The organism is Aeribacillus sp. FSL K6-1121 (genome assembly GCF_038003725.1).
GTDB lineage: Bacteria > Bacillota > Bacilli > Bacillales > Aeribacillaceae > Aeribacillus > Aeribacillus composti.
In genome coordinates this window covers 3,855,745-3,881,952 of the sequence record NZ_JBBOPS010000001.1, presented here as the reverse complement: position 1 = coordinate 3,881,952, position 26,208 = coordinate 3,855,745, and the positions used below count along the sequence as shown (strand labels likewise).

At 39.2% G+C, this 26,208-nt stretch carries 21 protein-coding genes and 2 pseudogenes; 4 read left to right on the top strand and 19 right to left on the bottom strand.

What is annotated here, in order from left to right:
• Positions 1-2: 2 nt before the first annotated feature.
• From NSQ61_RS18835 to NSQ61_RS18775, 13 genes and pseudogenes are all read right to left on the bottom strand, one after another.
• Entirely contained in the window at positions 3-332 is a 330-nt protein-coding gene (locus NSQ61_RS18835) for a hypothetical protein (RefSeq protein ID WP_066249523.1), read from the bottom strand.
• Positions 325-1,029, bottom strand: a complete 705-nt coding sequence (locus NSQ61_RS18830) for a DUF5081 family protein (RefSeq protein WP_066249519.1) — start codon at positions 1,027-1,029, stop codon at positions 325-327. Before NSQ61_RS18830 ends, NSQ61_RS18835 begins: the two co-directional genes overlap by 8 nt.
• Positions 1,026-1,325 (bottom strand): WXG100 family type VII secretion target, encoded by a 300-nt coding sequence (locus NSQ61_RS18825; RefSeq protein ID WP_066249517.1) that lies wholly within the window; start codon positions 1,323-1,325, stop codon positions 1,026-1,028. Before NSQ61_RS18825 ends, NSQ61_RS18830 begins: the two co-directional genes overlap by 4 nt.
• Positions 1,312-1,704, bottom strand: coding sequence for a hypothetical protein (locus NSQ61_RS18820; RefSeq protein ID WP_066249513.1), 393 nt, complete (start codon positions 1,702-1,704; stop codon positions 1,312-1,314). Before NSQ61_RS18820 ends, NSQ61_RS18825 begins: the two co-directional genes overlap by 14 nt.
• Positions 1,697-6,232: a type VII secretion protein EssC gene (gene essC / locus NSQ61_RS18815; protein WP_340807882.1), complete on the bottom strand. Its 4,536-nt coding sequence runs from the start codon at positions 6,230-6,232 to the stop codon at positions 1,697-1,699. The genes NSQ61_RS18820 and essC overlap by 8 nt, the downstream gene beginning before the upstream one ends.
• Positions 6,233-6,392: 160 nt before the next feature.
• On the bottom strand, positions 6,393-7,715 hold the full coding sequence (essB, locus tag NSQ61_RS18810) for a type VII secretion protein EssB (RefSeq protein ID WP_340807880.1): 1,323 nt from the start codon (positions 7,713-7,715) through the stop codon (positions 6,393-6,395).
• Positions 7,716-7,772: 57 nt separating this feature from the next.
• Positions 7,773-8,024 carry an EsaB/YukD family protein gene (locus tag NSQ61_RS18805; protein WP_066249503.1) on the bottom strand — a complete coding sequence of 84 codons (252 nt, stop codon included), beginning with the start codon at positions 8,022-8,024 and terminating at the stop codon, positions 7,773-7,775.
• A gap of 14 nt (positions 8,025-8,038) precedes the next feature.
• Positions 8,039-8,551, bottom strand: coding sequence for a type VII secretion protein EssA (gene essA / locus NSQ61_RS18800; protein WP_339197413.1), 513 nt, complete (start codon positions 8,549-8,551; stop codon positions 8,039-8,041).
• Complete coding sequence (gene esaA, locus NSQ61_RS18795; RefSeq protein ID WP_340807878.1) at positions 8,529-11,786, bottom strand: type VII secretion protein EsaA; 3,258 nt, start codon at positions 11,784-11,786, stop codon at positions 8,529-8,531. The genes essA and esaA overlap by 23 nt, the downstream gene beginning before the upstream one ends.
• Before the next feature lie 241 nt (positions 11,787-12,027).
• Positions 12,028-12,324, bottom strand: coding sequence for a WXG100 family type VII secretion target (locus NSQ61_RS18790; protein WP_066249497.1), 297 nt, complete (start codon positions 12,322-12,324; stop codon positions 12,028-12,030).
• Positions 12,325-12,958: 634 nt separating this feature from the next.
• Positions 12,959-15,226: an NEAT domain-containing protein gene (locus NSQ61_RS18785; RefSeq protein WP_340807877.1), complete on the bottom strand. Its 2,268-nt coding sequence runs from the start codon at positions 15,224-15,226 to the stop codon at positions 12,959-12,961.
• An 82-nt stretch (positions 15,227-15,308) separates the two neighbouring features.
• Positions 15,309-15,710, bottom strand: coding sequence for a hypothetical protein (locus NSQ61_RS18780; protein ID WP_066247764.1), 402 nt, complete (start codon positions 15,708-15,710; stop codon positions 15,309-15,311).
• 345 nt (positions 15,711-16,055) lie between these two features.
• Positions 16,056-16,292: pseudogene (locus NSQ61_RS18775) on the bottom strand (IS3 family transposase); the annotation flags it as partial.
• A 113-nt stretch (positions 16,293-16,405) separates the two neighbouring features.
• On the opposite strand from NSQ61_RS18775, the gene NSQ61_RS18770 reads away from it, so the two are divergent.
• The 3 genes from NSQ61_RS18770 to NSQ61_RS18760 all read left to right on the top strand — a co-directional run bounded on the left by NSQ61_RS18770 (position 16,406) and on the right by NSQ61_RS18760 (position 18,422).
• Entirely contained in the window at positions 16,406-16,699 is a 294-nt protein-coding gene (locus NSQ61_RS18770) for a S8 family serine peptidase (RefSeq protein WP_144598496.1), read from the top strand.
• A 1-nt stretch (position 16,700) separates the two neighbouring features.
• The gene (locus tag NSQ61_RS18765; protein ID WP_094244484.1) at positions 16,701-17,618 is read left to right on the top strand and encodes an SAR2788 family putative toxin; all 918 of its coding nucleotides are present in this window, start codon (positions 16,701-16,703) and stop codon (positions 17,616-17,618) included.
• A gap of 327 nt (positions 17,619-17,945) precedes the next feature.
• Complete coding sequence (locus tag NSQ61_RS18760) at positions 17,946-18,422, top strand: hypothetical protein (RefSeq protein WP_066247761.1); 477 nt, start codon at positions 17,946-17,948, stop codon at positions 18,420-18,422.
• A gap of 245 nt (positions 18,423-18,667) precedes the next feature.
• Here NSQ61_RS18760 and NSQ61_RS18755 read toward each other — a convergent pair whose 3' ends face one another.
• Positions 18,668-19,777: an IS4 family transposase gene (locus NSQ61_RS18755; protein ID WP_144596560.1), complete on the bottom strand. Its 1,110-nt coding sequence runs from the start codon at positions 19,775-19,777 to the stop codon at positions 18,668-18,670.
• 203 nt (positions 19,778-19,980) lie between these two features.
• Here NSQ61_RS18755 and NSQ61_RS18750 point away from each other — a divergent pair.
• Positions 19,981-20,326: pseudogene (locus NSQ61_RS18750) on the top strand (transposase); the annotation flags it as partial.
• Between the two features lie 234 nt (positions 20,327-20,560).
• Here the strand turns inward: NSQ61_RS18750 and NSQ61_RS18745 are convergent.
• From NSQ61_RS18745 to NSQ61_RS18725, 5 genes are all read right to left on the bottom strand, one after another.
• Positions 20,561-21,145 (bottom strand): zinc ribbon domain-containing protein, encoded by a 585-nt coding sequence (locus NSQ61_RS18745; protein ID WP_277874814.1) that lies wholly within the window; start codon positions 21,143-21,145, stop codon positions 20,561-20,563.
• Positions 21,146-21,384: 239 nt separating this feature from the next.
• The gene (rlmD, locus tag NSQ61_RS18740; protein ID WP_094244480.1) at positions 21,385-22,779 is read right to left on the bottom strand and encodes a 23S rRNA (uracil(1939)-C(5))-methyltransferase RlmD; all 1,395 of its coding nucleotides are present in this window, start codon (positions 22,777-22,779) and stop codon (positions 21,385-21,387) included.
• Positions 22,776-23,666: a DNA-3-methyladenine glycosylase family protein gene (locus tag NSQ61_RS18735; RefSeq protein WP_340807876.1), complete on the bottom strand. Its 891-nt coding sequence runs from the start codon at positions 23,664-23,666 to the stop codon at positions 22,776-22,778. The genes rlmD and NSQ61_RS18735 overlap by 4 nt, the downstream gene beginning before the upstream one ends.
• Positions 23,667-23,725: 59 nt before the next feature.
• Complete coding sequence (gene pdaA / locus NSQ61_RS18730; protein WP_340807875.1) at positions 23,726-24,523, bottom strand: delta-lactam-biosynthetic de-N-acetylase; 798 nt, start codon at positions 24,521-24,523, stop codon at positions 23,726-23,728.
• 123 nt (positions 24,524-24,646) lie between these two features.
• On the bottom strand, positions 24,647-26,191 hold the full coding sequence (locus tag NSQ61_RS18725; RefSeq protein WP_311066501.1) for a fumarate hydratase: 1,545 nt from the start codon (positions 26,189-26,191) through the stop codon (positions 24,647-24,649).
• Positions 26,192-26,208: the final 17 nt, after the last annotated feature.

The window sequence follows — 26,208 nt, the reverse complement described above, 5'->3', positions numbered from 1 at the left end:
GATTATACCTCCAATTTTGCTATAATCTGTTCCGCAATTTGTTGGTCCACTTCCATCATGGTTAATAAAATGTCCATTACTAACGTTGCTGCACGACTGTAATGATCGTACAAATCCATGATCTTTTCATTCGCTTCATCGTATACAGCCATCGCTTTCATCGCTTTGCCCGCCGTATAGTAATCAAGGCTGCTTAGTTTTTTTATATTGGGAATTGCCGTTTCCTCTAATTCCGAAAGAATTCTGTTCAAATAATTAAAAACAGTCGTGATTTCATCCGGATTGACATCAATGGTGCCGGATCCTCCTCCGCCCATATTCGCGTTAGCCATGCGCTTTTGCCTCCTTATAAGGAAATTCCAATTCGTCAAAGAGCAGTTTCAGAAACCAATATTGGCTTGCATGGTAGTATTTCTTTTGTGGGATATCCACCATAATCAGATTTTGATCTTTCGTAAAAATCATCCACTGCTGATAGAATTTCGGATTGTCAGGCTCCATCGGCCGTTCAGTCATATGAAAGAATTCAAGATTCATAAACATTTTTTCCGGTTCAAAACTTTCTACTTCTCGCCTTTCTTCATGGGTTAGTTCACGCTTTAAAAAAGTTTTTTCAAGCGGCGCCGGTTCTCTTGACATTAACGGAAACTGTTCGCTTAGCAATTTGAGAACAAAAGCTTTGGCCATGATCCTTAATTGGTATAAGTTATTTTCTAGTTCCACCAAAACGATCAGCTTGTCATTTGTTTTCTCGAAGAAAGCAAACATTAAATTATTAATTCGCACATATTTTTCACTTTGAGCATAATGTTCCAGTGCTTGAATGACCAAGGCCCCCGCCTCTGTGATTTTGCCGGCAGAATCTAATATTTGTTTTTCTTTTAAGCGTTCGTGAGCTTCTTTAAAAACTTCTTCTCCCTTTAATTGGTAAATTTGTTTATCCGGGAGGCCGAATATCGTATTGCATCCAAAAGCCGCAGCCAACAAATATAATTCCGGTACGTTAAAAGCATCGCGAGCAACGTTCATAAGTTTCTCACTTCTTTAACTGATGGATCGTTCAAAAAGTCATGGAAATAACTTTCCAAATTATTCAGGGCTTTTGTCTGTTTCGCTGCAGCCTTTTCCATCTCTTGATGATATTTGTGTATAATCTCGAGATAGGTAAGAAATGCGTCTCGTGATTTTCCACTCCACCCCGCCGAGTGAATATAGGAAATTAATTGGCTGCATGTGTTCTTCGTGTTTCTAATCGACTCTTCAAGCGCTTTTGCCGTTTCTTTCGCTTCATTTACTTTGGCACCGTTGATTTTAACGCTTCCCATATAACCGCTCCATCCTTTCTTTCCGTTCTCTTTCCTCTCTTTCCGCTCTCTCCCTCGCTTCTTTAATGGCTAAGTTTTTATAGTAAATGTATCTTTCGTATGCCTTATTTTTGGCGGACACAAGAGAGCTTCTTTTCTGCTTTTCCAGTTGGAAATATTTATTCAGCTTCTGATTGAGTTCTTGCCGCTTAGGTTCAAAGTCGTTTGATGGAATGTCTGAGCTGGATAAATGAGCTGCTGTTCCTACATAGCTTTCGTAGATTCCTTCTGCTTCCGAAACATTTTGATCATAATCCGAAAGTGCATCATGAAGTTTTTCGTAAAGCTTATGGTAATCATCTCTTTTTTTCTCCGTCGCCGTTTTGAACCAATCAAACATGTTCGCTCACTTCCTCCTTTGTACGATATGGCGCGGCGATTTTAATTTTTACCGCTTTTCCATATCGGATATAATAAGCTTCGTAAGGCGGCAGGTTCTTTTCCTTATACGGCCGATTCATCACTTCCAAAATATTTTGGTCGGCAACCCTGCCAATCAACACACCCGTTTTTTGTTTTTTGATCATAGTGGAAATGTCATCATACATTCTTTCAATTCTTCCCGGGATTCCGCCAATAATGAAATAGATTCCAAGCCTTGCTCCCGTTTCCATCAGCTTTGCAAGCGTTGACTGCGACAGCGCCGACATCGTTTCAACGACAAAGGAGGCATCGGTGATTAAAACAACGAGCGGACGGATTTGGTTCTTAAAATCGCGTATGGTCGCTCGCCCGTTTGTTTCCAACTGGATTTGGCGAAATGCGTCTTCCCTTGCCTCGTATAGTTCTTGAATTTTGGCTACAAACAAATCCATCGAAGCTCCATTATCCGCATACAAATTGACATGGTTTTGATACAATTGGAATGCTGCTGCAGCATTATCCAACAAACCGACATCAATATGCTCATTAAGCGAAATGCTGGATAGAAGAGTTAAATACGTTTGTTCCACTGCATCAGCCATTTCTCCTAAAATTAATGTATTTTGGTCTTCAACAACCTGTAGTGCTACAGGCTCTACTTCTTCAAAATCCACCGCAAATGGAATGCCTCCTGACGCCAACATATCTTTTGCCTTCGGATGTTTAATGAATACAGAAAATTCAACCACTTCTGGAACCATTGGAATTGGAGCCGGCGTTTTGCCTTTCCACGCTTCACGCATACCTTTGCTCTCCGTTTGGATTCCCTCAATGATTTGCAGCGTATCTTCGCCTTTTACAGGCAAAGCTGTTTGAAAAGCAGTTGGCTGATCCAATTTGATTAGGCCGCGGCCTGGTATTTCCTCAATCGATAAATCCGTTCTCCCTACAATATTGCGAACTTCTGTAGCATCTATCATAAACAAGGCAATCTGATGTTTAATATTGGCGAGGAGAGGCGCTCTTAACGCGCTTTGCCTTCCTGCGCTGATGGCAAGATGTATACCGACGCTGACGCCTTCCCTTGCAACTTGCGCGACCATATTCTCAAAATCATCCTTATAAGAAGAGTCTAAAACGGAATCATACGTATCGATTATGAGTAGAATCGCCGGAACGTTTTCGCCGATTGCCTTTTCGTACATGCGAATGTTGGCAACTCCGTATTTACTTAATTTCTGCTTGCGCTCCTTCATCTCATTTCGTAAGCGGCGAATAAGCTTAGCCATTTTCACTTCGTCATCTGCCATAATGGTGTCGGCGACATGGGGCAAATCTTTCAATGGCAACAAACCGTTAGTTCCTAAATCGATTAAATACATATGAACTCTTTCGGGGTTATACTGTCTGGCAATATCCACTGCCAAAGTCTGCAAAAAGGTTGATTTCCCATAGCCTGGGCTGGAATAAACAGCTAAATGTCCATCCTTCTCCAAATTCAAGGTTAATGGCTTTTGCTCTTGCATTTCCGGCAAATCTAAAAAGCCGATGGTCGCTTCAAGCCCTTGCTTCTCTTGATACCAAGCTTCTGTATATTCTACTTGATGCAGCTCCGTTAAATAGATCTTCTCTTCTAACGGCGGCAGCCACGGTCTTGGCAATTCTTCCACACCGATTTTTTCAGCGTAGGCGTTGATCCAGTCGACGACAGCTTCGAGTTCAGTCGGGACTTTTACTATTTCTTTGCGGTTGGAAAGGCCGCTTAAATCCTGAGAAATCGGCTCATATTGGCCAAGCTCGTTTATCGCGTAAATCGTCGTGTCCAAAAGGTCTTGGTCCTCCTGATCCGGAACATAATTTGCGCCGCTCCATGCGCTTTGAAATAGTTCGTAAATTTCATTGTTGCCGACTTGCAGGTAGGCGCGTCCCGGCAAGGTGATTTCAGCGGCGTCCGGTGTTTTTAAAATTTCCATCGAGTCGCTTGTGTTTTGGACTTTGAGTGCCAGTTTAAATTTCGAGTTGGACCAAATTTGATCGTCGACAACCCCGCTCGGTTTTTGCGTTGCCAATATCAGATGGATGCCGAGCGAACGACCGATGCGGGCGGTCGAGACAAGTTCTTTCATGAAATCCGGCTGCTCCGCTTTCAGTTCGGCAAATTCGTCTGAGATCAGGAATAAATGCGGCATCGGCTCTTTCGCTTCGCCCGTTTTATATAACTTCTGGTATTGGTTGATATGGTTGACGTTATGCTCTCCAAACAAGCGCTGGCGCTTCTTTAGTTCGGCTTTGATCGAGGCAAGCGCGCGCATCGACTGGACACCGTCAAGGTTTGTGATGGTGCCGAGCAGGTGCGGCAGCTTCCGGAACAGATTCGCCATCCCGCCGCCTTTATAGTCGATCAGCAAAAATGCAACTTCATGCGGATGGAAATTAACGGCAAGCGAGAGAATATAAGATTGAATGATTTCAGATTTCCCCGAACCCGTCGTCCCGGCGATCAGCCCGTGCGGTCCGTGCGCTTTTTCATGGAGGTTCAACTGGACAATATCCTCTTTTCCCCGCAGTCCGATCGGTACTGCCAGGCTTTTATATGCTTCGTTTCGTGCCCAGCGTTCTTCAATCCCGAGCTCCTCAACCTTTTCCACGCCGTACATTTCAAGGAAAGTCACGCTTTCCGGAATGGAATTTTTCAAGTTTTGCAGGTGGTTTAAAGGAGCCAAAGCACGGGAAATGTCTTCTTTGTTAAAACCGTCCGGGAAGTGATCTGGAACAAACCGTTTGTTTACCAATTCGCCGTTTTCGATAATGATGTTGCCATAGTGGGCATCGCGTATATCAATCACCGTTTTTACATGCTCAGGCAATGACTGCATGACATCTTCCACAAACACGAGCGAAACACCAAGTTCGATTGGATCTTCATTAAAAAACTCCATGATCGTATGGTCTAAAATCAGCTTTTCATCTGTAATAAAAATGACAAAATGCGGTGAAAAATAGATATTCTCATTTTTGTTCGCTTTCTCATCAATTGTTAATTTTCTTTCTTTTAAAATTTGATAGAGCGAATTGAGAACCTGGTCGCGAGATCGCTCGTGGTATATAAAACCTCTAATATTTAAATCACGCAAACTGGCATGCGGCAGCCAGCGCATCCAAGCCCATTGTTGCTTTTCTTCCTCCGGGAATATCGTCACAAATTGAACATCGTGATAACTGTGAAATAAGGCTGTTTGCATGACGAGCATTTGCAGCTGTTCCAACACAAGACGGCGCTGACCAATATATCCCACTGGCCCATTTAACAAGGACGTTACAATCGGAACATCATGCAATTTTAAAAATTGTGATCGAAGGCTGCGCGCCTCCTCGACCAGTTCATCTTTATCCTGTGTAAATTCTTCCATGCTGAATTCGATGTCAAAGCTGGCATCCACTGTCCCTGTTCCAACGCGATACATTAAAAAGTCATGGTGAAACCTCGTCTTTTCGTAAATCCGCGAGTCCACCCTTAAGGCCATATCACGGATTTGCTCCACACTTGGGTAGTGATAGTTTGAGGCATGGCGCTGTTCTTCACTTGCTTGATACAATTCATGTGTTTTTTGCTTCAAATAATCCCGGTAGCTCTCCTCCCGTTCTTTCATATCCAATCGATATTGCCGCAAGCTTTTCACATAAGAGGTGATGGAAAAAATAACTGTGACAATCGTCATAGACAGCATCACAATTAAATAAATGCCGCTTCGCTGAAAAAAGGAAACGAGTACGAAGGCTGCAATCATGACTAGCGGCGGAACAATGACACGGGCAAGTTGTTCACTCGGTTTGCTTGGCTTGCTGGATGGTTTAGCAATTTTCCGTTTATCTTCCGGAACACGGTAAATAATGCGCGGTGAACGGTGATAATCAGGATAATCCGCGTTATACTTGCTTTGTGCGCTATATAATGGCACCAATTTAGATATATAGGGTTCGGAGGCCAATATCTCCAAACGATCTCTGGTCACTCTGACCATTACACCGGCAAAAAAAAGCTCATCCCCCGCTTCAATCTTCACTTCTTCTCCATCCACAAATGTATAGTTATGATAGACAGTGCCCTGATAGACAGCCATTTGAAAAGAGTCTCCCAATTGATCACGGAACAATACGAAATCAATAGCAGTATTGGGAATCTGCACATCATCATACGTATTTTTGCCAAAGGTAATGTTCAATTTATTGGAAATATCATAGTAGTGCCAATCATTATGCTCCGTAAGGTATATTTCCAGCGGAATATTGTTTATCTGTAATGAAATGGCACCATTTATCAATGATTTATTTTCAACCTTGCATGTTTCACCATCCCAATCCACCCAAATGGTGTCGGATAAACCGCGAAAGGTAATAGTGTCAGACCATTGGCCGCCGATTGATACTCTTTTCGGTTCATGGTCATGTAAATGGCATTTATGCAATTGTTTATCATAACTCACCAGTAATAATCGTTGTGCCATCTCTTTCTCCCTCTCTACATGCAATTAAGAAAGACGCATGCCTTTTTTTCCAGTAAGCGAAATGATTGGGGTACATGAAGCGTAACGTTTAATTCTTTAAAACTAAAAATCAGCTGAACTATTAAAATGATAGCCGCTCATAAATGCAGGCAAGATCCCCTCATTTCGTTTCTTCTGTTTGGTTTTGATCAGGAACCTTTTTCTCCGTTCGATCTGTCTGTGTCCCCTTTGCTTGATCGGTTACTTGTTGTTCTGCAGCTGCCGGCGCAGATCCACCCGTTTCTTCAGTTGGATTGGCTTTCTCCGGATCCGTCACAAACAAAGATTCCAGACCATATTTTTCTCCATACGATTTTAACTTCTCTTCATATTGCTGCACCTGGTTTTGCCGTTCGGTTCCACTTAAGTTTGGATCATTTTTTGCCTTCTCAATTTTTTTAATATAGCTGTACATGATTAACACCGGATCATCGAGATACATCGCTAAATCAAGTGATTTATCCAAATCTCCGCGGCCATTGTAAATCCAATACAATAAGTAGTTAGGATCGCTTTTTAAGCTAATATTATTCATAATGGTGTCTTTTTCTTCATCGCCCAGATTTTCGGATTTAACATATGAATAGGCCAATATATATTTTCCCGAATCTGGCAATTTTTCAGGATTGACACTTTCGAGATCTGAAATGACTTCTGAATAATCCTTGGATAAAAAAGCCCTATGCGCTTCCAAAAGGTGCTGCTGAAACGGCAGCTTAAAAAAGCCGAAGTATACAACAGGAACAGCCAAAATGACTGCAGCTGCGATCATGGCAATGGATAAACGTTTAAATAGCTGAAATCTTTTTTTTGGAACGATTTGCATATTTTTCTCTGTTTCGCGCTTTTCCTTGCGATACTGATTGTGTAAAAATTCAACAAAGTCATCAAAATGATCAATTTCACTGATTTGACGTTCAAACTCGGTATCTTTTGCATTTTTCCATGAACCTGCATATAGTTCATCGAAATTATATTTTTTTGAAAATAGGGCGATACTCAAGCATTTATATTGCAGCAGGAAGGTTTCGTCGTTGATCTCATAGGGGGGTAGCACCTGTCGAATGCCTCTGTAAACCAAAAAAGGTATAAGATTATCGTCAAATATGAGATTATGTGGATGCAGGAAGAACGTAATTCGCGTATCTAAAATTTTTCTGAAACGGGCCAGATTGCACAGCAATCGCAACTTGTCACTTCGCCCCAAGCTTTGAATGGTTTCCCAATGGTTCATATTGGAATCAACTAGAAATTGGAAAGTGAGAACCTCTTCCCCGTCCTCCACTTCTACCGGAACAAACTGGTCTGTATTCTCCTTCATCAGAGCCAATTCACGAATATCTTTCACGCGGGTCTGCGATTTTGCCAGTTCTAATTTCCATTGATTGTTTTCAATAAAAAAATGATAAGACACGGAATCCATTTTAATTGTTTTTTCCTTCATGATTTCTGACTCCTTTTCAACGTTACACAGGCTATGATAAAAAGCATGGTTCTTGTTCTATAAAACAAGTAAAATATCTCCATTCGCCACTGGGAACTCGCTAATCTGGTCGTCATCCGCCAGTAAAAGTTCTTTAGTCGGGATTTTTACCGCAAAAAGGGAATAATTAGGGAGTTCGAGCCTTAAAGATTCATTCAAGTTCGACAGCAGCTGTTTTATCGGCTGATGTGCCGGTATCCTCACATCATATCGACCTTTCCCCCATTTACTAAAATCAACGGTCACATTGATATGCGTTTCAACGGGCATTCCTGATCTCCCCTTTACTCCATTATTTTTCTTATAAGAGCCAAAATTCCGCCGACCAACATAACAGCAAATCCGCTCAGAAATCCAATGGCTATCTGATTTACCCTTTCCTTCTTCTCTGCATGATCCGCAGTGCTTTGGCTAGCGGGAGAAGAATGCTGCGTAAAAAAATGTTGTGAAAATAATGTCTTTTTCGCATCGTAAAAGCTTGTTTTTGCATCGCTCGCCACCGAATCGGCAAAAATTTCTTCTTTTAGATGATTCACTGCATGATCCAGCTCTTTTTGCTTTTTCTGGACCGCAGCCCGAGTTTGTTTTTTAAACAAACCGGGCGCGATTTTTTCCAGTTCAGTTTCACTCTCACTTTGGGATTCTTGTGTTTTTATGTCATCGCTGATACGGTCTACTTGTAAATCAAGCTTCCCACTGTGATCCAAATGTTCATCTGCCAACGAATGTGCAGAAAGCAAAGGCTGGACGCCTATAGCTGCAGCAACTAAAATACTAATTCGGATTAGCTGCTTCATCCCTTGCCTCCTTATTTTGTGTAAACCCATTTATCACAAATAAATGTCCGACAAGACTTAAAAATGCTGTTCCCACTAATATGGTGATGATCAATGGATCGTACTTTGTATCGTCAACAAAACCTAATAGCAGCTTCTCAATATATTGCAGTGGCGACAATTCTTGCAATGTAGATGCTAAAGACTGTTTGTCGAAATTCAGCCCAAGAGTTTCTGTCAACAATACATAAAGGCTTAACATGCCAAGAAGTAAAAACATCCCGATCATTTTAAGCTGTCTTAGCAAATAAGCTCCTGCCAGCACCATGGTGAACATAATCAGGGAGATCAGGCCAATCCATTGAAAATATTTTTCTTGTGGAATATCGATAAAAGAACCTGACAGCAAACCGATGATGATTCCTTCGATAACGCCAATTCCTGCTGTCGCCCATGTGATCGGAGTATTTTTCCAAACCAATGTTCTGTTTTCTGTGAAATCATCCTTTATCAATCTTTTTCTTTCAGACGTTGCAATGACGTATGCAGAAAATAAAGCCAAAATAAAACAGATTAACACCAAATAATAAGGGATAAAAGTATCTTTAACTACTTTCACTTCGCTGTTTTTTGTCTGCACCGGATTTGATAGAAAATTCAACAAGTTTTCATTTGGACGGTCGCCTATACGGCTGTTGGCTAACACTTGTCCAAAGTTATCAGCAAACTCTTGATCCTTCAGCAGCTTATTAGTCAAATCATTTGAAAGCTTTTGAGCCTTTTTCACTAATGTGTCGCCGCTGTTTACAATATTGTCAGCCTGTTTATCAATCGCATCAAAAGTTTTATAGACGCTGTCTGTTGAAATCAATACATTTTCAGATTGATCTGCCAAGGATTGGCTTGTAGCCAGCAATGTTTGAAGTTGATCGTCTAAGGACAGAACAGCGCTTTGTTCTTTATTTTGACCGGCTTGTATCTCACTATTTGCGTTTTGCAGCTTCAAACTGGCTTCCCGCCATGCTTCCAACCGCTGTAATGTATTGGTAATGCGATGATTCAATTCTTCTGCTTGTATCGTCGCTTGTTGGACTAATAAAGCCATTTCGTCAGAATGATTTTGAGTTTTCTGAACTAGCTGCTTATAACCTGCTATCTTATTTTTAAGGTCTTCCGTTTCAGCTCTGACATCCTCAGTTATTTTCCCGGCCATATAGTCGGATATGGCTTCTACAATATCTTGTTTATGGAACAGGTAATAAAGAGAATCCTCTGCAGCCATATCCCCCAAGCTACGTTGTTCCAATCCATTGGCTAAATCGGAAATACTTTTCCCAAAATATAATTCATATAACATCGCTGTTTTTTGATAATCTCTGATACTTTCATTAAGGCTTTTCATGAAAGTATTAGCCGGATCACTTATCAGCTGAGACATTACTTTATGATAGATAACATTGTTAATATCTTCTCTTTCAACAGGAGGTTCATTTGTATTCTCATCATTTGAATCGTCCTGTGTCGATTCGGAATTACTGTTTTCATTCATATTTAGAGCTTCAGGATCAGGCTGTTGCTCTTCTGGCGGCAATGGATCAGATGGATCAGGCGGCTCTGGCGCCTCTGTATTTTTATGCTTTTGAATAATCTTCCATTCCCATGCAACAGGCTGAAATAAATCAATTTTCGCATTTTCGTCCTTCAAGCTTATTTTTATGTTGACTGTAATATTTCCTTTTTCAGTGACAGGAAGATCAAATGTAACGTTGTTCTGATCTCCATCCACTTTAAAAACATTTGTTTGCCCATTAGGAAGAGTCAATGTCACTTCATGAATACGAAAAAGTTCAGGAACTGCCGCATTTATATTTTGACTCTCAATATTTCCGCCTAGAATAGCTGCATTGTCCGACAAAATGATGCCTGATTCCGTTAAATCCTTTTTCACTTTGTTTATTAAATTTGCTAAAGGAAGCCCCGTACCGTTGGATGGTTGTGGCTGATATTGAAATTCCCGATTAAATTGGTTTGTCACCTTGATAACCATTTTGATATCGCTCTTCACCGACTCATCGATGTTTAAATCATCAATTTCTTCCCGTTTTAACGTTTGAAGTTTATCAATTTGGCTTTTAATCGTTTTTTGGACAATTTTATCGGGAGTATCAAATATTTGATTTAACGAAACGTAACTGTTTCCGACACCATCTTTCATTTGTTTTGCCAGTTTTTTCGCAATATTTTCCTCTGTTTCATTTTCTAGCTTTTTCGTTAATTCTTGCTCATAGCTGTCTATTGTTTCCAATGTTGATTTTAACGACATCTTCAGCGCTTCAGACTTCAAGAAAATATTTTGGTCCTCCATGGAATTGAAATGGAACTGATTATAAATTGCTTGATTGGTTTCAACCAGTCGGTTAATATTTTGCTGAACGTCTGCAGCGTTTAGACTGCTGTCGAATGCTGTTAGCTGATCTGCAAAACCTTTTGCCAAAGTTTCATGAGCATTCTTCATTTGTTGGAAATCTAAAAAATTTGTTTGATAAGCATTTGTTGCTTTTGCCCCTTCAACAAAGGAGCTCTGGTAATTTTGCAAGATATCCTCCAGACCTTTGAAAGCATCGGTTGATACCTTTGTTTGATCCTTTACTGTCGCAAACTGATTAGTGAAACCAGATAATGGTTGATGAATATCATGATTATATATATTGGTATGATTCCGTTCCTTCCTGACAAGTTCAGCAACATTGTCTTGGGCCTTTTGTAAGTTTCCTATTACACTAGCGAAGTAAACATCAATAATTCGACGATTAAAATCCTCTAAAATTGAACTAGCCGTTTTTTCCGCCCGGGCTTTCATGCTGCTGTTGCCCGATGCATTAATCTTATAGTTTAAAGTGATTTTCTCCGGATTTTTATCATTCATTGATAGTGCTTTTTCTGTAAAATCATTTGGAATGATAATAATCATGTTGTACAAATTGTTTTTAAAGCCGCTTTCAGCAACACCACGGCTGACAATATACCAATCATGTTCATTATCTTTTTCAATACTTTTCACAAATTCATTGCCAAATGCGTATTTTTTGCCATTAAAGGTGCCGCCTTGATCTTCATTTACTAAAGCAACAGTCATTTTTTGCTCATCATCATTTGTACTTTTCGATACTTGGTTTAATGCTAAGTAGGAACTTCCTGAGGAAAGCATGAGCACCAGTCCAAGAAACAAGAAAGAATTGAGCACAAATTTCTTCATTCCATTCACCCCCTTTTATGTGAATGACATACAGATATGTTGGGATGAAAACCAAACATGACAAACATCCTCAAAGGCACTGCCTTCTTGCCAACGCCTCATTTTTCCTTGCACATCCATTCCGAAAATATTTATGTATTAAGAAAAAAGCCACACAACATCGTCGCGTGGCTTTTTTGACAACACGGAAGTCGTCCAACCATCTAAGCCTGGTATTAGACATGAAGTCAACGCGGATTGATTATTGAAGCCCAAAATTGCGTGATAGCTGCTCATCATGTTGAGCTACTGCTTCCGCTGTTCTATTCAATTGCGTATTAATATCATGCATAAGCTGGGCAAAGTTTTGCACCTTCGGTTTTAGTTGATTAAATTGATCATCAAATCCTTGGAAAGCACGGCCTTCCCACTCAGCACGAAGTTCATTTTGTAAATTTGTTAAATCTCTTAAAATTTGCTCAATTTGCAAACCAGCTTGCCCATAACGCTGAGCCTTCGCTTTTAGCTCCTCTGGGGTCATTCGAATTTGTCCTGCCAAAATATCCATCTCCTTCAAAATAGTTTTGTGGCATTCGTTTCTTTAAATAATATCGAATGCTTAATAAATATTTTCCTATAAATGTATTTATCAATAGTTGGAAAAACAGTCAAACGCCCGATGAAAGATGTCAAATTTCACACAGTACTTTTTGCCCAAAATTATCTCGAACCTATGATTTTTTCTAAAAACAATTGATGGCATACAATTCCATTTAACCAGTAATTCGGAATTCTAAAATTGGTTATTTGTGGTTTTTATGTTACATTTTATGGTGCATATAACTTATTTTTTGTAAAAAAATCTAGGTAATGGAAATTGTTTATATTGCGCTTTCATAATTGAGGATTTTTTGTTAGGAGGATGCCGATTGTAGTTAAAAATGCTGTCTTTTTTTGAAATTTTGATAACCCTAAGGACCTGTTCTTTGATGCAAACGCGGAAAAGTATGCTTACAACAGTTAATCCCGTATAACATCTAATACCCTTGCCTATATTGGCAAGAAAAAAGGAAGCAATTACCTCTAAATAAGACAATTACTTCCGGGATTTTTCTTCATTTCTACTTTTTTTGGACTAGACCATTGCAAGGCAAGGCTATCAATTTTTTGGATCTTCACTTGGCATTCTCTTTTTAGTTATATTTTTTTCTTACAACAGCAAAACATATACTCCCCATTCCAAGTAAAATAATGCCAATCAGTAGGAAATTAAATTGATTGGTAGCTGTATTTGGCAATTTTTTACCTTCTAGTTCCTTCTTTTCTTCTGCTAACTGTTCAGATTTTGTTGGTTGTCCGATTTTTTCTTCCGGCTGTTCAGGTTCTGCTGGTTGCTCAGGATCTTCTCCCGGCTGTTCAGGCTCTGCTGGTTGTTCAGGATTTTCTCCCGGCTGTTCAGGTTCTGCTGGTTGCTCAGGATTTTCTCCCGGCTGTTCAGGCTCTGCTGGTTGTTCAGGATTTTCTCCCGGCTGTTCAGGTTCTGCTGGTTGTTCAGGATTTTCTCCCGGCTGTTCAGGTTCTGCTGGTTGCTCAGGATCTTCTCCCGGCTGTTCAGGTTCTGCTGGTTGCTCAGGATCTTCTCCCGGCTGTTCAGGTTCTGCTGGTTGCTCAGGATCTTCTCCCGGCTGTTCAGGTTCTGCTGGTTGCTCAGGATTTTCTCCCGGCTGTTCAGGCTCTGCTGGTTGCTCAGGATTTCCTCCCGGCTGTTCAGGCTCTGCTAACAATTCGGCTGTGATAAGCGCAAAATATACAGAGTAAGCAGCAGTTTCCCCATTATTTGAAATCTCTATAGTATACGGTATGGATGGATCAATATCTTTAAAAATATGTGAAGAATCAGCTGCTATTTCCTCACCCGTTTCTTGATTTTGTAAGCTAACTTCGACATTAGCTTTCGGAATGATTTGTAAGCTTAATTGACCATTTTCATCAACAATTAAATGGCTTTTTTCAACAAAATTCGCAAAATCCGCTCCAAAATCTGCTAAACTGAGAACATATGTGCCTGCATCATAGTGTTTCGTTTTTAGAATATTTGTTACTGCTTCTTTCAATGCTTGCGTAGCAGATAAAATTTCCACTCTTGTTGCGGCTAATTTGTTACTAACCTTCTCAGCTTCATTAAGTGACGTTTGAAAAGTATTCACATGCTCCCCATCAGCTTCCAATTTACTTGGATCGATTTTCTTTGCAAGTTCAACGAAATCTTTTAAGTCTTCTTGGATATTGACATTAAAGTTTAAATATACTTCTTTTTCCACACCATCCGTATTATATTTCACATAAGAAATGCCTTTCCAAACATCGTCTCCAGCATCCTTGTGCCTAATGTTTATTTGATAAATATTAGTATCATTTTTCGCTTCTACAAAATACACTTTAGACATAGCACTTGAAAAACCGCCATTTGCAGTATCTGCGGCTTTATAAATTTGTAAAGTTTCTTTTGGTAAATGAACAGGAATATTAGCAACAGTTTGATATGTTCCAAATTGCTTTAATACTGCTGTTGTTTCTTCGCCGAAATCACCTGCATGCTCGGACAGTTCTGCATCATCACCAATAGAGTTTAAAACTCTAAATCTTAAAGGCTCTATCTTAAAGAATTGATCCCTCTTTACAGAATCCATTGCAAATTTTAGACTTTCTATTGCTGCATCAACCTCTGTTTGTGTAGCATTTGGATTATTATAAACGTTTTCAGCGTTGGCAAGCCTTCTTTGAATTTCGGGGACAGCATAGCCATGTTCTCCTTCAGAATAAACATATGGAATCAAAGTCCCTCTAGGATGCACTGTATTAAAGAGGTGTCTTGCCTCCTCAAGCACTTTTTCCAATTCAGATTTATCCGTTTCAACATCAATCGGTAGAGTACTTGTATCTAATTGTAATTGAACATTGTACCAATTATCATATATGCCACCAGGCATACCAGGGACATTTTCCATATGCACATGCATTAAAATATCTAAAGCTTTTGTTACATCCTCCATTTTATAACGAATCACATAATTCCCATTATCTTTTCGTTCTGGCTGAACTTGCTGATACCCATCCATACCAGATATGTTATCACCTGAAATAACAGCCTTTGGCTTACCTGGCAGTCGATAACCAATATAAGGTAAATAATCTTTGTTTACTGCTGTAATTTCATGCTCAAATATTATCGTATCATCTTCTATAATCAATCTTCCTGAATTAGCAACATACAAATAACCATGAGCTGCTGATGTTTCCGCAGTTCCATCTTTTAAATAACGATAATCAACTCCTTCATATGTTCCATTTACTAATCCTGCCCCTTCCGCATGAACATTATGAAATATTGGAAGGATAGGTGATAAAGTCAACAGGAATATTGCAATACCTATCCATAATAACCTACTTTTCCTCTTCAAGCTGATCTCTCCCTAATCACAAAATTTTTCCAATGGAGAGTGAATGGAAAAACCCCGCCACTCTCCAAATATTCTGAAAATATCAAAGCCATTGAATAAATAGAGGAATATATCCACTATGCGGACCAGCGTTTACATATAATTGAACAGCTAAATTTACATCGAAATCATAGACGTCAAAAGTAAATTGAACATTTCCATCCGCATCAACTGTCCGATTGGCGGAAACATAATCACTGCCATCCCATACTAATAAATCACCAATATAACTAGCATCCTTCAATGTAATAGTTGCAGAATTACCATCGATAACGGCATCACCAACAATAAACGAACTCGCGTGACTAGAATAATTCCCATTAGAATCTAAAAACTGATAATTTAATGTTGCGGCAGATACAGATACAGCAATCGCTATGGATAGCAATAATACACTTATGAACATCGCAACAGTTCTTTTATAGCTTAGATTAGTTTGAATCATTCTCTACCATTCTCCTTCATTTCTTGGTATTACATCCATTCTCATAAACCCTGCCATTACTTATTAAATCAATTGCGTTTACTTACTCCTCCCTCCTTTATGTTTTTATATGCCAGGGCATTTAATGGTAACGATAATCATTCTCAATATATGACGTAAAAAAACACCATTGATTATGATTGTGTTTCAATAATGATAATCATTATCAATGGTGCGCGAAAAAAAATGCCCTGCTTAATGAGCGGCATCTTGATGTAGTAAATAAAATGTTTGCCTATCAAGTATAGTTTTACCATTTACATGTATAATTGTCAACTTTTTTTGTATTGGTATGTCAACACTAAACTAGACAATTTTTTTGAGGTGTTTCTCTTTGTACTCCACCGGGCTTAAATACCCAAGTGTTCCATGTATTCTAACATGATGAAACCAATGAACATAATCATCTAATTCCAGTTTTAATCGGTCTAAATTTTCAAAATATTTACCTTTAACAAATTCTGTTTTGATAATTTTAAAGGTTGCTTCAGCTACTGCGTTGTCATAGGGACAACCCTTCATGCTTAACGACCGATTGATATTAGGTCAATAAAGTAGACACAAAAATTTATAAATTTTTTTCGCAGCTACCGCGCTATCGCTTGGTGGCCTTTTAAAAATAATTACGACGTTGTCCTAATTATTTTTAAAGGTAAATTTTCGGGATTGACAAAAACTTAAAACGAGATCCAACGGCTGCAAAAAATAAAGTTGACTATGTTACTCCTGGTATAAACGTACAAGCTGTAAAAATTAATAAAATGAGAGATAAAAGTCTTGATGGAACATCATATGCAACAGCTTATGCAACGGGAATTATTGCACAACTCTTAAGCGAGCAAAAAATAGATCGAACTTCTTATTTCAAGCATTTAAAAGACTACGCAAAACCTTTGGGCAAACAATCAGAATACGGAAATGGATTATTAACATTAAAAAAAGGGGATTAGAATGAAAAAACTATTGATTATCTCATTATGTTTTACTTTAAGTTTTTTAAGTATTGGACCAACTGCAAGTAATGTATATGCTGCTACCTCTGAAAATGAAGTTCCTGTATCTGTAGAAAGTAACATTCAAGAAGTTTTTAACTATGCAGCAGACGAAACAGAAGAAATTGTCCAAGAACTTGAAGAAGAGTTTAATACTGCTGAGGATACTGAACTAGAAGTTTCTAACTTAAATGTTCAGAATGATAGGATTATTATAGAAAGTAAAGTTTCAACATATAACTATGATGTGGATACTACTTTAGAAATACAACCTGAAGAGAATACTGCCCAGTATAACATTACATATGAAGAAAATGGGGATTTAATTGAAAAAGAGTATGATTTAAATATTAATGTTATAGATGATGAAAATTTTATTATAGAGTTTATTGATAAAGAAACTGGTGAAATCACAATTTATGATTCTTCAGTTGTATCTGCCTCAGCGGTTCCTTATGTTGCATATATTATAGGTTCTCAAGTTGTTCGTTTAGCAATTAAAGGTCTTGCGAAAAAATCTATTAAAGTTGCCAGTAACATGGGAAAAATTCTAAAGCACAATAGTCGAGGCGTTCTATTTGAAGGTAATGCTAGCAAAGGATGGAAACATATAAAGAATGGACATATTTTGGGCAAAGGTGCTAAAAAGGGCGATACATTATTCCCCAAAAACTTATCTGAATCTCAAATTAAAAATATTATTATGGAATCTTTACAAAAAGGTACTTATAAAGGTCAAGCAGCTAATGGTTATAAATCTTATGAATATAACCTAAATAAGTATGGTATAAATAAAATGAAAGTCATTGTTGATAAAGATGGTATGATTGTCACTGCGTACCCGTTGTCCGGAAAAAGTGTGATAAAAGTTAAATAATAAGGAGCAATCCTGTTAGAAGGATTTTCGGGGTCTTGAAAAAATAAAAGCCCTCTAGTATGATGCATGAGTGTCAACGCTCATTGACCCATCATCATACAGAGGACTCTATCATATGAATTTTAGTACAAACCATAAAATTAATCAAGTTCTTGAAAACACGTTAGTAATTGGCAGCGATATTGCCAAGCAGAAGCGTATCCTCAAACTGTAAATCAATAAAGTAATGTAAAATACTAAAATATATATCAGTAAAAATATTTTTTTAATAAGGTATAAACGGGTTAAACCGTTGATATCTCAACATTTAAAGAGGGAGTTATTATAATGAAAATATCTTTTTTTGTTGAATTATATGATGAAATGATTGGACAACCTTTTAATATAGATGACTATTTAGCCTGTCGTTTATCTATTTTTGTGCAGCAAAATGGGGAAAAAAAAGAACTTTGTAATTCCACTTTCCATGACGCCTTGCTTTTAGGTATGGGGAAAATTCTTTTGGAATTAAAAGAAAACCATACATCTTTTTCTAATGGATTTGAAACCTATGAAAATGCAATGGAATATACTTTAAACAAAACTGGTAAATTGCTTATTATTAAAGCCTACAGTGAATACGACAATACAACAGAAATCGCCTTTCAAGGTGAGTTTGAAGATTTTCTTACAGCTTTCTTTAAAGAATATGAACGCTACTTTAAAGGACTTCTTCAGAAGGATCCAAATGCCATTCAACACGATTCTGTTGAAATGATGGAGCAACAATTAAAAGCCTATAAAGAACTAAAAAACAAATATTAACTTACAATATTTAAAGGGAGTATGATTTAAAAAAGTTTTTGGGAGTATGAAATATTTTGTGTAAATGAATACAGTAGCGTTGCATAAAAAATAAAAACATTTTATGCAGAATTTTCTGAATAAAATATTTTATAATAAACGAAAAACAAGGCAGTAACCAACTAAAGGTGATCACTATCCATTTGGTAATAAATGTATCTGTTTTATTGTTACATGGCTACTGCGCTTCGCCGACTTTTTTCAACTCATTCCCGTTGAATTCGTTCCACCCACACGGTACTTGGTTTCCAAAGAAAAACGCGAAGCCAACGATAAATCTGGGTGAGAGAATGTTTCGATTTCATTTCAAGTTGAATAAGAATGAGTAAACAGTAAGAAATCAGAGCTAAGTAAACCTGATTTTCTACAGCTTCTGGACTCGTTCCATAAAGATGTTTGAGTGTTAAACGTTGCTTAATCCACTTAAAAAATAGTTCAATGGCCCATCGAGAACGATAGATATCACCAAGTTCTTCTGGATCTAGGTCGAATCGGTTCGTAATGATTCGAATTCGATTCCCGTCCGAATCGAATGTTTCGATTAATCGAAAGACATTTTCCGTTCGTTTTTGTGGTGTCCCAATGACCACCATCGAATCAGATAAAATAGAGGAATTGGATGGGACAGAGAACGATTCAAGAAATCGAACATAGGCATTCTTTTTCAGACGGGAGGCGAAAAAGAGGCCTTTATCACAGTAATAATCGAACTTTTCGTAGTCTACATAACCACGATCAAACACGTACATGGCATCTGTTTCGTCGATCAGTTGTTCCATTTGTGTTCGATCATTGTTCCCTGCTGGGGTCATGACCATTTTTTCCGGATAAACCGTATCTTCATTGACAAACACCAGTCGTAAATGAACCTTAATTCCCGACTTCGTTTTGCGAAACGTAGCCCATTGATATTTTTTCAGATTCAGTGAAATGGTCGTAGAATCCACGATTTTTAAGCCACTCACCTGACTGGAGGAATTCGTGGACATCTGGCGGATTTGATTCACTAAATCCAGAAAGATTTCTGCGAGCAATTCGGGTTTTACTTGGCGATGTTTTCGAGAAAGTTGTGAAGCACTAATAGATGTCAATCCTAATTCTCGCTGAAAATCATCCAGTAACGCATCATCGGCGATGGCGCGCAGTCCTTCTCGTTGTTGAAGTTGAGCATGCAAAAACAAAAGTAAATACGCTTTTGTGGTTAATTTTTTCGTATATTTATCTTGTTTCATCTCTTCAATTCTTTGTGTAAATTTAACAGAATTGAGAGGAGTGACCCATTTACCAAATGAAGAAAATAGTGTATCCTTGTCCATAGGCTTCATCCTTTATATTGGATTTGGACAGGGACCACCTGTACCATCCATTATAAAGGATTTTTTTATGGACTTTTTTCAATTCGGAATTTTCGAATTAAATTAATGCAACGCTAGTGAAATGAATAGAATGATAAAAAAGGAAGACCTTTTCTTGATAGAATTGGGTTATCGCAAAAAATTCACAGAAAAGAGATCTCCCTATGAATCAGTTTACAACAGAGCTTGTCGATGCACTAGTCAAAAAAACAAGATATCACCGAGGTTTTCCGTACGCATTTAGAAACGGCAGTGAATACGTTACTTGCGACAGAACTAACATTCTTTTTAGACTTCGAAAAGTACGATCGTATCGGCTTTAACTCAGGTAATTCGCGCAATGGTTCTTATTCTCGTAAGTTACACACCGATTTTGGTGACCTAAATATCCGACACGTGATCTAATGGCGAGTTTAAACAACAACCGTGGCTCCATATAAGTGCTCAAACGATACGCTTGGAGCAACCGTCATTCTTTTGTTTCAAAAAGACATCACAATGACTGAAATTTTATATTTGCCTCATTTTGGGAAATCCTTAATAACACCATTTTTTAATCGAATAAATAATAATTTTGTTTATCTTGCTCATGATGATGGTTGGTTTTGTAAATTATATTGTAATGACATTCTATAGTAATAAAAGGTCCATGGACATGTTTCCCAAACAGGCAAATTAGGCAGACATCAATTCTATCAACTCGAGCCATGTTGAATGTGTGTCGCAGATAGTTTTGAGGAAAAATTAAGCAGAAAGAGCCGAAAATCTGTAAAAGATTTTCGGTGTTCCATCTGCTTTTATTTCAATTCTTCTAACAAATCGGTGTAGCATTTCCTCTGTTAAATCATTGAACAAAAGGTATTTGTCTAACTCGGCTTTTAGCTTAGCAATTTCCTCATGGATATTTTTACTTTCCAATGAGTGTTGTAATTCAGTCTTTTGAGCAGACAGTCTTTTCAATTCTCTATTGATTTCTTCAATAGCCCGTTGATAATCAGCTTTAGTAATGATTTCATTTGCTAACAGGTTGAGAAATTTACTTTTTCTTTCAACTAGCCGTTTCATTTCCCTTTCAATGCTAGCTAGCTTTTTGTTCGTCGTTTTCTCGGCTCTCACCGTTTGTTGTTCTAGTTTCTTTATTAAACCTTCTTTACTGATTTCCCTTGCGTATTTTTTTAGATCAGAAAGGATAATTGATTTAAGGCCACTTTCTTTAATAGCATGGTGACTACATTTTTTGCTTCCATGCCTACCGTATCCCCCACATATATATCCCTTTCGATTTTGTCTGTACCACATGCCTGTTCCACAGTCTGCACAAAAAGCAATATTAGTAAATAAATGCTTTTTAGGAGCAGTTATGTCCTCTTTCTAATTTTCATTTGTGCTTGTACAGCTTCAAAATCTTCTCTAAGATAATGGCAGGGTGGGAGTTTGATACAATTACTTGATTTTCAGCAGACACTTTCTTTCTCCCTTTTATTGAACGGATAGAAGTAGATAACAACCAAAATGTTAAAATTTACCACAAGCTTACGCCGATTTAGTGTGTAAAAGTTTAAACACGCTCAATCATTTTTTAACACTAGCCGTGAAACACACTCCACATGCGCCGTGTGCGGGAACATGTCGACGGGCTGGATGTATTCGACTTTGTACAAGCTGGAAAGAAATTGAATGTCTTTTGCCAGGGTGGACGGATTGCATGAGACGTAAACGAATCGTTTTGGCTTCACTTTTTTGATTGTTTTGAGAAACGCTCGGTCGCAGCCGGTGCGGGGAGGGTCGACGACGACAACATCTGGGCGCCAGCCTTCTTTTGCCCATTTTGGCATCCATGTTTCTGCTTTGCCTGTGACATATGTTGCATTTTTGATCCCGTGTTTTTCGGCGTTTTTTTTCGCGTCACGGATGGATTCTTCAATGACATCCATTCCTCTGATTTCTGCTGCATCCTTTGCCAGCCACAAGCCGATCGTGCCGACGCCGCAATAGGCATCTACGATTTTTTCGCTTCCTGTTAAACCTGCTGCTTTTTTGACTTCGTCATAAAGTTTGACCGTTTGCACCGGGTTAAGCTGGAAAAAAGCGCGGGCGGATAGTTCAAAGGAAAGGTCGCCCAATGTTTCTTGGATGACTTCTTCACCTTTTAACAAAACCGTTTTGTCGCCGAAAATCAGCGATGTTTTGCTTCCATTTATATTTTGCATGACTGATTTTACTTCCGGCGCGCGCTTCATGATCTCCGCTGCAATCAGTTCTTTTCGCGGCAATTCTTCCGCTTTTGTAATGAGGACGACTTGCACATGGTTCGTCTGAACGCCGGCGCGTACAACGATTGTGCGAACGATGCCCGTCCGTTTTCGCTCATGGTAAATCGGAATGTGAAAATCCTCCAGTACTTGTTTTACCGTTTGGGTAATTTTATCTGTCAGCGGGTGCTGGACCATGCAAGAGTGAATTGGAACAAGCTTGTGTGAATTCGCACCATACAGGCCTGCTATCACTTGCTGTTTTTCATTTCCGAGCTGAAATTGACTTTTATTGCGGTAATGCCAAGGGTCGTCCATACCGATTGTCGGACGGATGTCGAGGGTGTCAACCTCTAGGTTCGTATGCCGCTCAAGCGCTTGAATGACAATGTCCCGTTTGGCAGCAAGCTGCTGTTCATATTGCAAATGCTGCAATTGGCAGCCTCCGCATCGGTCATAATAGATGCAGGGCGGTTTCACACGATGAGGGGATTTTTTCCGTATTTTTTTAATAACGGCTTCTGCATAATTTGGTTGAATATTCTCTGCTTGAACGACCACTTCTTCCCCGGGCAAAGCTCCCGGGACAAAGACGACTTGTTTCTTAAAATACCCGACACCTTCTCCGTTAATGCCAAGCCGCTTAATTGTCAGCGGAAATTGCTGTCCCTTTTGAATCGTCACAGATGTCGGTCTATTTTTTATCTTCATTTCGCTTCTCCCCGTCTCTTTTCGATGCTTCGCCATAAATAAAAAGCTGCATAGCTTAAATAAGGAGCCCACTCGCGGCTGTAGTTTTCCATTTCTTCTTTTGTCGGTTTCTTTTCCAGTTGAAAATAATGCTTGATCGCATTTTGCAAGCCGATATCAGCAGCAGGAAACAGATTCGGCCTGCCCAGCCCAAATAAAAGAAAATTTTGCACCGTCCACGGGCCGATGCCGCGCACTTGAACCAATTTTTTCATAATATCATCATCGCTCCATTCATGGAAGGCCTGAATCGGCAGTGCTCCTTCTGCAATCAGTCTGGAGGTATCAATAACATATTCCGCTTTTCTCATGCTGAATTTCAGCGCCCGCAAATCTTCATAGTTCAATTTGGATACTGTTTCCGGTTTGGGATAAAACCATACATTATCTACTTTAAACCCAAAAGTTTGCACAAAAGCGGTCGTCAACTGATAGGCAAATGATAAATTTAATTGCTGATGAATAATGCATTTCATTAAACAAGCATACGGATGAAAATCTAACACGAGCGGCGTCCCTTCATGCTCTTGAAAAAGCGGAGCAAGGTTGGTTTGCAGGAAATGATCTTGAATGGTTTTAAGCGAATTCTTCCATTGAAATATGCGTGTCAGCTCATGGATGGCTCGTTCTTTTTGTTCATCCTGTTCCCCTGATATTTCAAATATTGGGTTTTCCTTCGATCCGATTGCTTTTACAACGGCAACAAAAGGTTCTTCTTTTTCACTATAAAGAGGAACAAGGACGGTTCGCTTGTGCACGTCCACCTTGTTCAACGGATCAAGTGAAAGGCGCTCTAACACGCGGTCGAAGTCATACGGCGGCGCCGCTTTTATCGTCACATTCCACATGTTTTTACCGACCTTTATCGTATTTTTTCGGAGCTATTATATCACATAATCCGCTTCTATTAATAAAGAAATGGACTTTCAAACATTTTCTCCATCACTAGATCGTCTAAGCTTTTAAAAGTATAGCCTTGCTGTTTTAAAGTTTTAATCGCTTCATCAAGCGCATCAGCGTTGTCTTTTGATACGGTGTGCAGCAAAATGATCGCGCCCGGATGAATTTGATTGATAATGTTGTCGTATGCATATCGCCAGCCTTTTTGTTCATTCACCTTCCAGTCGACAAATGCAAGCGACCAAAAAATATTGCGATAACCGTATTTTTCGGACAATGCAAGTGTGCGTTCGCTAAAAATGCCCCTTGGCGGTCTCACATATACTGTTCCATCTTGGCCTGTAAGCTCCTTTACTTTGTCGCTGACGGCATCAAGCTCCTTCTTTATTTTATCAGCACTGATTGTCGTCATATCTGGGTGACTCCATGAATGATTGCCGACAATATGCCCTTCCTTCACCATTCTCTTTACAAGATCAGGGGCTGTTTTTAAATAATGGCCTGTTACAAAAAACGTCGCATGTACATCGTGCTTTTTCAGTACGTCCAAAATTTTCGATGTATAGCCGTTTTCATAGCCATTATCAAACGTTAAATAAATCTCTTTTTTGCTGGGATCTCCTAAATAAAACGCTCCATATTTATTTAAAAGTTCACTCCATTCTTTCCCGGCATCAGGAGGCTGATGATTGTTGTTTTTTTGAAAACCCCAATGAATCGGGTGATTGCTGACAGCAGCAGAGGCGCAGCTAAAAAAAGAAAAAAATAACAAGACAGAGCAATATAAAATCCGGAAATAATTCAAGCTGTGAATCTCCTTTCCATTATTTTTACTATTAGTCTTTATCCGTTTTTAGGAATTATGCTCCATCTTGATTTCAAAAAAATACCATAGCCAATCATCTGGCTATGGCATTGAGTTTAATATTTAGCTAAATACCGGCTCTTTAAATTGAGAAAGCTTTTCTAATGACGATTTTTCAATGTCTTCATGCAGGCTGTTGCCGTGTGAATCCATTGTGACAACGGCCGTGAAGTCTTTTACGCGCAAATGCCACATAGCTTCTGGAATTCCAAACTCCAGCAAGTCAACACCTTCAACCGCTTCGATGCAATCCGCATAATATTGAGCAGCACCGCCAATCGCATTCAAGTATACTCCGCCATGCTCTTTTAAAGCTTGCAGCGTTTTTTGCCCCATGCCGCCTTTGCCCATTACCGCACGGATGCCAAATTTTTTCATAATATCCCCTTGATAAGGCTCTTCGCGAATGGAAGTGGTCGGCCCAGCCGCTTTCACTTCCCAATTGCCGTTTTCATCTTTTAACATGACAGGTCCGCAGTGGTAAATAATTTGACCGTTTAAATCAACCGGCGCATCATGATCCATTAAATATTTATGGATGGCATCCCTTCCTGTGTAAATGATTCCGTTGATGCGAACAACGTCGCCGACTTTCAGCTCGCGGATTTGTTCTTCTGTAATTGGCGCTTGCAGCGTGATGACACGTCTTTCAGAGTCCGTTGATGCTAAATGTTCTTCTTGTGCAGCATTTTCTTGAAAATCAACATCTTCTCCATCTTGATAAAGCCATTTTATGATTTCACCCGTATTTGGATCGATATGCACACCTAAACGGCGGAATGCCCAGCAGTTGTATGCGACAGAAACAAAAAAGCTTGCAGGGATTCTGTGCATTGCGCCGACTTTGCAGCCTAATAAAGTGGTTTCCCCGCCAAATCCCATCGTTCCGATGCCAAGCTTGTTCGCATTTTCCATAATATATTCTTCCAATTGCCGCAATTCTTCGTTCGGATTTACGTCATCGACTTCGCGGAATAATTGTTCTTTCGCTAAATCGTACCCCGATGAACGGTCTCCACCGATTCCAACTCCAATGAATCCTGCGCTGCATCCTTGGCCTTGTGCTTGATATACCGCATGCAAAATACATTTGCGGATTCCATCCAAATCTCTCCCGGCTCTTCCCAATCCTTCTAGTTCGCACGGCAGGCTGTATTGAATATTTTTGTTTTCGCAGCCGCCGCCTTTTAATATTAAGCGAACATCGATATAATCTTTTTCCCATTGTTCAAATTTTACGACTGGAAGCCCTTCGCCCAAGTTATCGCCGGAATTTTCTCCAGTGAGCGAATCGACCGAGTTCGGGCGAAGCTTCCCGTCCTTCGTCGCTTGAGCGATCGCTTTTTTTATTGTTTCCTTTATTTGAATTTGATTGATACCGACTGGCACTTTAATTTTAAATGTCGGCAATCCGGTATCTTGGCAGATCGGCGATACATTTTCATCTGCCATTTTAATATTTTCGGTTATCGTGGCAAGCGACATCGCAGCTCTTGTACCAGCATTTTCACGCTGCTTCGCCTTCAAAATAGCGCGGCGGACATCCTTCGGCAATTTTGTAGACGTTTCCACAATTAATTGATACATACTCTCATATAATTTTTCCATCCCGCTTATCCCCCTTA